The sequence below is a fragment of the Synechococcus sp. BA-120 BA3 genome (assembly GCF_034931285.1).
Taxonomy (GTDB): Bacteria; Cyanobacteriota; Cyanobacteriia; order PCC-6307; family Cyanobiaceae; genus Cyanobium.
In genome coordinates, this window is record NZ_JAYGHZ010000053.1 from 1 (window position 1) to 8,637 (window position 8,637).

Below are 8,637 nucleotides of genomic sequence, written 5' to 3' on the forward strand. Positions count from 1 at the left end.
GCCGTGAGGGCGCCGCTGTGGCCCAGGGCCCTGCCCTGGCTGGCGTTGAAGCCCACGGTGACGCTGCGGCCGGGCTGGATCGCGCTGGCCCAGGCGTCGCCGCTGACGACGTGGCGGAACAGACCACCCGCCAGCGCCGTGCTGCTGATCTGCACCCCCCAGGGCGTGCCGCTGGGCCGGTGCGGGCTCTCGAAGCTGAAGCTCCAGCCGTTCAGCGGCGCCGTGCCGGCGTTGCTGACAGTGAGCTGCACGGTCATCCCGCCGGTCCAGATCGAGCCGCCCACCACCACCGCCAGATCCGGGCTGGAGGTGAGCGGGATGCCGTTGAGGGTGGCCGGCAGCGGGGCGCCGGGAGTGGGAATGGGCGTGGGAACCGGTGGCGGCGGTGTGGGAGTAGGTGTGGGCGTGGGGGTTGGCGTTGGTGGCGGGGTGGGCGTTGGAGTCGGCGTCGGTGTTGGCGTCGGCGTCGGCAACGGGGTCACCGGAGTTCCGCCACCGCCCGGCCGCACCGTGATCCCGGGCAGGGCGTCGAGCTGGGCGTCGCTGAGCGGCACGCCGCCGCGGCGTTCGACGCTGCGGGCGAAGGCGCCGGTGAGGGCAGCGTTGTAATCGAGGGCCACCTCGTTGGCGACGTAGTCGTCGCGGCGGTCCTGGTAGGCGAAGTCGTTGGCGCTGGTGGGGCCGCCCACCAGGGCGCCGTAGAGGGTGTGGGTGTTGGGCTGGCCGTTGCGGAACCCGTCCCAACCCACCCCCGAGGCCGCCCGGTGGTGGGGCTGCCGGGGCGCGTTGACCCCGAAGCCCACCAGGTAGCTCGACTGGCGCGGATTGGCCCCGAGGATGTAGTCCACCGTTCCCTGCGAAAGACGGCCGTAGGCGCCGCCGGGATCGCGCACGTTGTCGGCGTAGACATCGGCCAGGAACGCCGTGTTGGCGGCATAGCGCAGGGAACCCCACTGGCTGATGTGGCGCAGGCCGCCGGCGCTGATCGTCACGCCGTTGCCGCCGCTGACCCAGTTGTTCAGCCAGCCCTCCACGTCCTGCTGGATGCGGGCCGAGCCGGTGTCCTCCGCCAGGATCACGGCGGTGGCATAGGAGGCGTCGTCCCAGTTGCCCGTCCAGCCGCGCGAGAGCCCGCCGATGCTGCCTGTGTAGATGGAGAGGGCCTTGTCCCGGTAGGCCGTGCCGTTGCCCCCCGCCGCGTTCACCGCCCGCGACAGCCAGGCGGCGCCGTAGGCCAGCTCGTCGTTGTAGCCGCTCCAGGAGTTGTAGAAGGAGCGCACCTCCGGGATCGCATCGGCGTAGCGGCCCCGATAGCGGTCGGCGAAGTCGTAGAGCGAGACGGCGCGGTTGAGCAGCACGTCGGCGTAGGCGGCATCGCCGTTCTGGCGGAACAGCACCGACGCCGAGGCCAGCGCCGCCGCCGAGCCCGCCGCTACATCGGAGCCGGGCTTGGTCGGCGTCACCGCCAGGGCCGGCCGGGCGATCGTCTGGCTTTCCGGGGCGCTCCAGAGGGCGTGGTCGGCCCCCGCATCGCCCACCTGGGCCACGAAGTAGAGCGTGGTGCCGGCCGCATCGACGCCGTGGGCCTTGAGCAGGTAGTCGGTGCCCCAGCGCACCGCATCGAGCAGCTCATCGGTCTGCCCCGTGACGGCATAGCCATCGGAGAACTCGATGCCGCCCCAGGCGAGGGTGGCGAGGGTGGAGGCCAGCGGCAGCCCGAACTTCACGTGGTCGCCGGCATCGTGATAGCCGCCGCTGAGATCCAGACTCAGCCCGCTCTGCAGGTTGGCCGCCGTGCGGCCGCCGAAGTACACCCCGTCGAGGCCGTCCCGCAGACCGGAATCGCCGCGCCAGTCGATCCGCTTGCGGGCCTCGTCGAGGTCGCCGGAGCGCTGGGCCTCATAGAAGAGGAAGCTTTTCTGCAGGGCCTCGGCGTAGTTCAGGCCCACCCCGGTCAGCGGATCGACGGACGCCATTGCTCAGAACAGATCACCCCAACGGTTTACGGCGCTCCGCCTCGCGGGGGCGACCCCCTTCGGAGGGTGGTTGGCGGCGCGACGGAGGGTGATCGGCGGCGGCGGCGCGGGGGAGGCGTGGCTCAGCGCAACCGGATCAGGCCCTGCCGCAGCGCCATCACCAGCGCCTGCAGCCGGTTGCGGGCGCCCATGTTCTGCAGCAGCCGCTTGGTGTACGACTTGGCCGTGCTCGGGCTGATCATCAGCCGCTCGGCGATCTCCCGGTCGGTGAGGCCGTCGGCCAGTCCCTCGAGGATCTCGTAGTCGCGCGGGCTGAGTTCACTGATCGGCGCCGGCACCGGCAGGTCCCGCATCGAGGCGCTGCGGAAGTGGTGCCCGCCCAGCGCCGCCAGCACCGCCGCCTGCAGGGCGCCGCTGCGGAAGGTCATGTCGCGCTCCGCCACCAGCCCATCCACCCAGGCCGCCCGCACCAGCGCCGGGTCCTGCACCGGGGCGGTGCCGATCACGATCACCTTCAGCTGGGGATGGCGCTCCTTCACCGTGGCGGTGAGGCTGAGCACGTTGCCGCCCTCGAGGCTGTCGGAGCAGACCAGCAGTCCGTGGGGCTGCTCTACCAGGCGGCGCAGGCAGCTCTCCGCATCGGTGACGGCGCAGCCGATCAGGCCGTAGCCGAACAGCCCCACCGTGTAGCGCAGCAGCAGCGGCTCGTCGCCCATCGCCAGCGCCACCCGCGGTGGCACATCCGTGGCGATCAGGGCCCGGCGCATCACCGCCCGCCGGACCTGGACGACGGGCAGATCGGCGGTGAAATCCACGGGGACCGGCGGGGGCTGTGGGGCAGGATATGGGGATGGACCGATTCGGGGCGACACTTCGGAGCCGGCGGTGCGCCCTGGCGCCGCTGCTGCTCGCCGGCGGCCTGCTGCTGGCCGGGCCGCCGTGCCTGGCGGAGGGGGAACAGGCGGGCGTCACGGTGCGGACGCTGGTGCAATCCACCAAGTCGTGGAATGGCACCCCCCTGCCCGCCTACCCCAGCGGGCAGCCGGAAGTCACCGTGCTGCACATCACCATCCCGCCGGGGGTGGCGCTGCCCATGCACCAGCACCCGGTGATCAACGCCGGCATGCTGATCCGCGGCCAGCTGCTGGTCACCAGTGCGGCCGGCGCCAGCGTGCAGCTCCAGGCGGGCCAGGGCTTGATCGAGATGGTCAACCAGCCCCATTACGGCACCAACAACGGCGCCGAACCCGCCGAGATCGTGGTGGTTTACGCGGGGGTGAAGGGCCAGCCGATCACCGTGCCGGTGCCGGCGGCAGGCCGGTCCCGTTGATGGGGGCCCCTCGCCGAAGGGCCGTTGCCGAGGGGCCGCTGCGCTGAAGGGCTCTGGCGCCTGATCGGCGACCTTGATGTCTCTGTTGGAGCTCGGAGCAGACCTGTACAGCCTGTACAGCTTTGTGCGTTGTCCTTTTGAGCCCCCGCCGCCCCCCGCAAGGCCGTTCGCCTGAAGTCATGGGTTTGGAGTTGGATGGGCCCCAGTTCTGCGCAGGGAGCTGGGCCCAGTGGCCAGGCATCTCCGTCCGATCCTGGCGGGCCTCTTGGGCGTCTACGTGCTGGGCTATGGCGTGGCCCGGGTGTCCATCTTCCACGCCGTGGAGCGCTACGGCGGCCCGGAAGGGAAGGGGGGCCCACGGCGGGACTTCATCACCCGGCGCGACCGTCCCCCCGGCGACGGCTGGGAGTACGGGCTGTTCCTGCCGGCCATCCGGGTGGAAGAGGCCAGCCTGGGTTGGATCCACAACCGTTAGCCATTAGCCGTGAGCCCATGGACCCTCTCGAGCTGCTGATCGATCTGCACCGGGATGGGGAGCGGCAGGGGCCGGGCGGGGACGCCGAGACGGAACTTGCGCTCCGGCTGGCCGGGGTCGACCGCACCGCGCCGCTGCGGCTGGCCGACATCGGCTGCGGCACTGGTGCCTCCACCCTGCTGCTGGCCAGGCTGCTGCCCAACGCCCGGATCACGGCGGTGGATCGGCTGCCGGTGTTCCTGGCCGTGCTCGAGGGCCGGGCGCGACAGCAGGGAGTGGCGGGCGCGATCACCCCCTGCGCCGCCTCCATGGACAACCTGCCCTTCGCTGACGGGGAGCTGGATGGGATCTGGTCGGAGGGGGCCATCTACAACATCGGCTTCGCGAAGGGGATCGCCGAGTGGCGCCGTTTCCTGAAACCGGGCGGCCTGCTGGTGGTGAGCGAGATCACCTGGACCACCGCGGCGCGACCGGCGGATCTCCAGCGGCACTGGCAGACGGAGTACCCCGAAATCGATCGGGCCTCGGCCAAGATCGCCCTGCTGGAACAGCACGGCTATGCGCCGATCGGCTACGTCGTGTTGCCGCAGCACTGCTGGCTGGATCACTACTACCGGCCCCTGCAGGCCCGCTTCGATGCCTTCCTGCGCCGGCATGGCCACAGCGAAGCCGCCCGCGCCATCGTCAGCGCCGAAGAGCACGAGATCCAGCTCTACGAATCCCACAAGGCCCACTTCGGCTATGGGATGTATGTGGCCAGACGGCTCGGGTAGACCGGTCCCGCGACGCCAGCCCACCGCCATGACCCGCCAGCCGATCGTGATCCTCGGGGGCTTCCTGATCAGCCCAGAGGCCTATGCCCCGATGGTGACGCGGCTGGAGCAGCTCAGCGGCCAGCCGGTGTGGCTGGTGCCGGTGGGCAAACCCGAGTGGCTGCTCACCGTTTTCGCCTTCGCCTGGGCCCGGATCCTCGATCGGGTGCAGGCCACCGTCGCCGAACTGGCCCGGCAATCCCCCACCGGCAAGGTGACGCTCATCGGCCACAGCTCCGGCGGCATCATGCTGCGGCTGTTCCTGGATGACGCCCCGTTCCAGGGGCGCCGCTACGACGGCAAGGCCCTGGCCGACACCCTGGTGATGCTGGGCAGCCCCCACACCGCCCTCAAGGCCACGGTGCTGCGGCAGATGGTGGCGGAGCGGCTGCCGGGTTCCCCTTTCGCTGATCGGGTGCGCTATGTGTCTGTCGCGGGGGATCTGGATCTGCAGGCGGCCTCCCCGATGGCCCGGCGCCTGGCCCCCGCCGCCTACCGCAACAGCAGCGGCGACGCCGAGGACCGGGGCGACGGCTTGGTGCCGGTGGCCTCGGCCCTGCTGGCGGGCTCCACTCCCGTGGTGCTGCCGGGGGTGGCCCATGGCGGCGCCTTCGGCCTCTCCTGGTACGGCAGCCCGGACGTGGTGGAGCGCTGGTGGACCGCAGGCTTCAGCGCCCCTGGGAGTTCTCCCGGGTCGTCGCCTGCTGGCGCAGCTCGCTGACCACGCCGCTGCGCTTGAGGGCGCTGATCGCCTGGTCGATGCGGCTGGCGGTGGCCTCCGGCAACGCCTGTGCGTAGGCGAAGGCCTGGGATTCGGGCCTGATCCCCTCCAGCGCCAGGCTGGGCAGGAAGCCCTTCGTCTCCTCCTGGACCAGCAGGTGGCTGAGCTGCAGGTTGTCACCCAGCAGGGCATCGATCCGGCGCGCCGCCAGCAGCTCGCCCCCCGCGCCGATGCTGGCCAGCCGGACGATCGTGACCTTCGGTCCGCCGGCGGGGGCGGAGGCGTTGAGTTCCTTGAGCAGCGTTTCGCTGACCGTGCCGGCGCGCACGCCCACCCGCCGGCCGCGCAGATCGGCCGGCGAGCGGATGTCGCCGCTGGCCCGGTTCTGGATCTCCCTGGCTACGTTGACGGTGAGGTAGCCCACCAGCAGCGACGCCGAGACGATCCGCACCAGGTAGGCCAGGATCACGACCGCATTGCCGCGGGTGGTGGTCACGACCGTGTTGCTGCCCGGGCCGGTGGCCAGCACCTGGAACACCTTGCTGACGTGGCGCAGGCCGTTGCGCCGGCCGCTGACGGGCGGGCGGTGGCGGGCCTCCAGCCGCAGGGTGACGGCGGTGAGCAGCGCGATCGCCAGCAGGTAGCCCCCCAGCAGCTGCAGCAGCGTGGGGGCCAGCAGGGCCGCCAGGAAGGAGCGCCCCAGATCCAGGCGGCTCTTGGCCACCATCACCGCCAGGCCGTCCTCCTGGAAGGGGAGCGCGAAGCGGTAGCGCTCCAGGCGGTCGGGTGAGACGTTGATGCAGCCCACCGCCACATCCAGCCGCCCCTCGCGGCTGGCCTCCAGCATCTGCCGCACTGAGGGCCACTGGGAGACCACGTAGGGGATCTCCTCGAGGGTGGCCACCCGGTTCCACAGATCCACGGCCAGGCCCCGCCACACCCCCGCCTCGCGGTAGCTGCAGGGCGGCGAGCCATCCACCAGGCCCACCCGCAGCACCGGTGCCGCTGCTGCCTGGCCAGTTGTCGCCATCGCCAGACCAAGAGCAAGGCCGGGTCCCAGGGCCAGGCCCCAGACGAGGCGTTTCATCCGACTCCTTGGAGCGATAGCGGGCCCCCGTCAGTCTCCTGCATAGCCCAAGAGGAAGCGGGGTAGGTTGCCGAGAATCGCTTCCCGGCCTCGATGCGTGCACCCCTCGCCCTGTTCACGGCTGGCCTTCTGGTGTTCGGCCTGCCGGCCGGGGCCGCCCTGGCCCAGAGCGGCATCGAGAGCCGCCGGGTGAGCTTCACAGCTGGAGCCGAGTCCGCGCGGCTCCAGGGCCAGATCAAGGGCGACCAGACCGTCGATTACAAGCTGCGGGCGGGTGCTGGCCAGACCCTGACGGTGGAGCTCAAGGGTTCCAATTCCCAGAACTACTTCAACGTGATGGCGGCCGGGACCGACACGGCCCTGTTCATCGGCAGCGTGTCCGGCAACCGCTTCAAGGGTCTGCTGCCCAGCGATGGTGATGTCACGGTGCGGGTGTACCTGATGCGCCCGGCGGCCCGCCGCAACGAAACCGGCACCTACAGCCTGAAGGTGGGGATCGGCGGCGTTCCCCTGGCCGCGCTGCCCGCCTCCCGCGATGCCCTGATCCCCGGCACGCCGTTTCACGCTTCAGCGGAGGTGCCCTGCGTGTCCGGGAACGGCGCCAAGGCTGCCAGGTGCAAAGCCTCCGTGATCCGCCGGGCCAACAGCAGTGCCACGGTGGTGGTGACGCTGCCCGGGGGCCAGAAGCGGCAGTTCCTGTTCGTGAAGGGCAAGGTCGTGGCCTCCGATCAGCCGGAGGCCCTCTCGGTGGCGCGGCGCGGCGACGTGTCGGTGCTGACCCTGGGGCAGAGCGGCGAGCGCTACGAGATCGTGGATGCCTTCGTGGTGGGGGGCTGAGGCCGGGCGGCCTGCGGGTGGTGTCCGAGATCACCTGGACCGCCGTCTCACGGCCGGCGGACCCATGGCGGCGCCTTCGGCTCCAGCTGGTACGGCCGCCCCGAGGTGGTGGAACGCTGGTGGACTGCGATTGCCGAGGCAGCGCTGCCTTGAATGGGCCGCTCCCAGCAGGCATAGAGTTTGGTTGAAGAGAATCAGAAGAGGGCGGATTGATGCAGATTCAGATCAACACCGATCACAACATCGAGGCCGACGATCGGCTGACCGAAGAGGTGGACGCGACGGTGAGGGGCACCTTGGGGCATCTCAGTTCCAGGCTCACACGGGTGGAGATTCATCTCAGCGATCAGAACAGCGACCAGAAGTCCGGCAGCGAAGACAAACGCTGCCTGCTTGAGGCGCGTCTCTCCGGCCATCAGCCGATCTCCGTGAGCCATCAGGCGTCGACGCTGGAGGAGGCCGTCGACGTTGCTGCGGTGAAGCTGAAGCATGCCCTCGACAGCACGATCGGGCGCCTGGATCCGCACCAGTGAACGGCAGCACCGCCCCGGGGCCATGGCTGCCGTCGCTCAAGGCGCCAACCGTGCCTTGTGCAGGCGGCTCTTCTCGTACCAGTCGGCGAATTCCGGCACCCACTGCTGCAGGTGGGGCCACATCAGGTCGCAGAGTTCGCGGATCTCCTGCTGGGCATCGAGCTTGGCCCGCAGGTCGAGGAAGTGCAGGAAGGCCCGCAGGGTGAAGCTCACCACGAAGTGCTGGCGGTAGTCGAACGGCAGGATGCCGCGGGCGTGCTCCTCGGCGTAGCCGGCATCCAGGAGATCCCGGTAGCGCGCCGCCGCCACCCGGCAGAGTTCCAGATCGATGGCCCGCTGGCCTTCGTCGTAGAGGTACTTCTTGCCCTGGCGGTCGCTGTAGGGCCCCACCGGCCGCAGGTAGAACACCTCCTCCAGGTCGAGTTCGCCGTTGGCGGCCCGGCGGATGCGGTCGCCCGTGTAGCGCATCGACTGCACATCGAAGCTCACCCCCACCCGGTGGGTGCGGGCCTGCTGCATCACCGAATGGGGGAACCAGCCCACGTTGAGCACGATCTGGGCGTGCTCCAGCGGGCCGTAGTGGCCGCGCTCGCCGGCCAGCAGCCGCTTGACGCAGATCTCCCCGGCCTTGCGCTCGTCGGGCCAGTCGGCCCGGTCGGCGGCCACGAAGCCCTCGCTGTAGTCCTGGTGCATCCCGGCGTAGACGCACAGCTGCGGGTTCGGCGTGGCGGCGATCAGCTCGACCCGGAAGCGGGGATCCATGGGCGGGGGTGCGGAGGAGAGGAGCGTGGCGGCGGGTGATCAGCCGTGGCTGCGGGGGCCGGCCTGGGTGGGAGGGGTGCCACCGCCCTTGACGCCGTTGGTGC

At 70.7% G+C, this 8,637-nt stretch carries 10 protein-coding genes; 6 read left to right on the top strand and 4 right to left on the bottom strand.

The features are described from left to right. Both VB737_RS03960 and VB737_RS03965 read right to left on the bottom strand, forming a co-directional pair. A partial coding sequence (locus VB737_RS03960) for a glycoside hydrolase family 9 protein (RefSeq protein ID WP_500311314.1) occupies positions 1 to 1,976 on the bottom strand: 1,976 nt, incomplete at its 3' end. Between the two features lie 122 nt (positions 1,977 to 2,098). Beyond that, positions 2,099 to 2,791 (bottom strand): helix-turn-helix transcriptional regulator, encoded by a 693-nt coding sequence (locus tag VB737_RS03965; protein WP_500311316.1) that lies wholly within the window; start codon positions 2,789 to 2,791, stop codon positions 2,099 to 2,101. Between the two features lie 29 nt (positions 2,792 to 2,820). Here VB737_RS03965 and VB737_RS03970 point away from each other — a divergent pair, with 29 nt between their 5' ends. From VB737_RS03970 to VB737_RS03985, 4 genes are all read left to right on the top strand, one after another. Further along, the gene (locus tag VB737_RS03970) at positions 2,821 to 3,306 is read left to right on the top strand and encodes a cupin domain-containing protein (protein ID WP_500311318.1); all 486 of its coding nucleotides are present in this window, start codon (positions 2,821 to 2,823) and stop codon (positions 3,304 to 3,306) included. Between the two features lie 229 nt (positions 3,307 to 3,535). Then, positions 3,536 to 3,781: a hypothetical protein gene (locus VB737_RS03975; RefSeq protein WP_500311320.1), complete on the top strand. Its 246-nt coding sequence runs from the start codon at positions 3,536 to 3,538 to the stop codon at positions 3,779 to 3,781. A 17-nt stretch (positions 3,782 to 3,798) separates the two neighbouring features. After that, the gene (locus VB737_RS03980; RefSeq protein WP_500311322.1) at positions 3,799 to 4,554 is read left to right on the top strand and encodes a class I SAM-dependent methyltransferase; all 756 of its coding nucleotides are present in this window, start codon (positions 3,799 to 3,801) and stop codon (positions 4,552 to 4,554) included. A 28-nt stretch (positions 4,555 to 4,582) separates the two neighbouring features. Further along, positions 4,583 to 5,314 carry an esterase/lipase family protein gene (locus VB737_RS03985; RefSeq protein WP_500311324.1) on the top strand — a complete coding sequence of 244 codons (732 nt, stop codon included), beginning with the start codon at positions 4,583 to 4,585 and terminating at the stop codon, positions 5,312 to 5,314. On the opposite strand, the gene VB737_RS03990 is transcribed toward VB737_RS03985, so the two are convergent. Beyond that, positions 5,262 to 6,401 (bottom strand): substrate-binding periplasmic protein, encoded by a 1,140-nt coding sequence (locus tag VB737_RS03990; RefSeq protein ID WP_500311326.1) that lies wholly within the window; start codon positions 6,399 to 6,401, stop codon positions 5,262 to 5,264. The two genes, VB737_RS03985 and VB737_RS03990, sit on opposite strands and share 53 nt — an antisense overlap. Before the next feature lie 93 nt (positions 6,402 to 6,494). Here VB737_RS03990 and VB737_RS03995 point away from each other — a divergent pair, with 93 nt between their 5' ends. Further along, positions 6,495 to 7,238: a hypothetical protein gene (locus VB737_RS03995; RefSeq protein WP_500311327.1), complete on the top strand. Its 744-nt coding sequence runs from the start codon at positions 6,495 to 6,497 to the stop codon at positions 7,236 to 7,238. Between the two features lie 212 nt (positions 7,239 to 7,450). Continuing rightward, complete coding sequence (locus VB737_RS04000) at positions 7,451 to 7,771, top strand: HPF/RaiA family ribosome-associated protein (RefSeq protein WP_500311329.1); 321 nt, start codon at positions 7,451 to 7,453, stop codon at positions 7,769 to 7,771. A 36-nt stretch (positions 7,772 to 7,807) separates the two neighbouring features. On the opposite strand, the gene thyX is transcribed toward VB737_RS04000, so the two are convergent. Continuing rightward, complete coding sequence (gene thyX, locus VB737_RS04005; protein WP_500311331.1) at positions 7,808 to 8,533, bottom strand: FAD-dependent thymidylate synthase; 726 nt, start codon at positions 8,531 to 8,533, stop codon at positions 7,808 to 7,810. Positions 8,534 to 8,637: the final 104 nt, after the last annotated feature.

Excerpts from the sequence above, each read along its gene's own strand:
- VB737_RS03970 (WP_500311318.1), top strand. The coding sequence starts at position 2,821 with ATGGGGATGGACCGATTCGGGGCGACACTTCGGAGCCGGCGGTGCGCC.
- VB737_RS03980 (WP_500311322.1), top strand. The coding sequence starts at position 3,799 with ATGGACCCTCTCGAGCTGCTGATCGATCTGCACCGGGATGGGGAGCGG.
- VB737_RS03985 (WP_500311324.1), top strand. The coding sequence starts at position 4,583 with ATGACCCGCCAGCCGATCGTGATCCTCGGGGGCTTCCTGATCAGCCCA.
- VB737_RS03990 (WP_500311326.1), bottom strand. The coding sequence starts at position 6,401 with ATGAAACGCCTCGTCTGGGGCCTGGCCCTGGGACCCGGCCTTGCTCTT.
- VB737_RS03995 (WP_500311327.1), top strand. The coding sequence starts at position 6,495 with ATGCGTGCACCCCTCGCCCTGTTCACGGCTGGCCTTCTGGTGTTCGGC.
- VB737_RS04000 (WP_500311329.1), top strand. The coding sequence starts at position 7,451 with ATGCAGATTCAGATCAACACCGATCACAACATCGAGGCCGACGATCGG.
- thyX (WP_500311331.1), bottom strand. The coding sequence starts at position 8,533 with ATGGATCCCCGCTTCCGGGTCGAGCTGATCGCCGCCACGCCGAACCCG.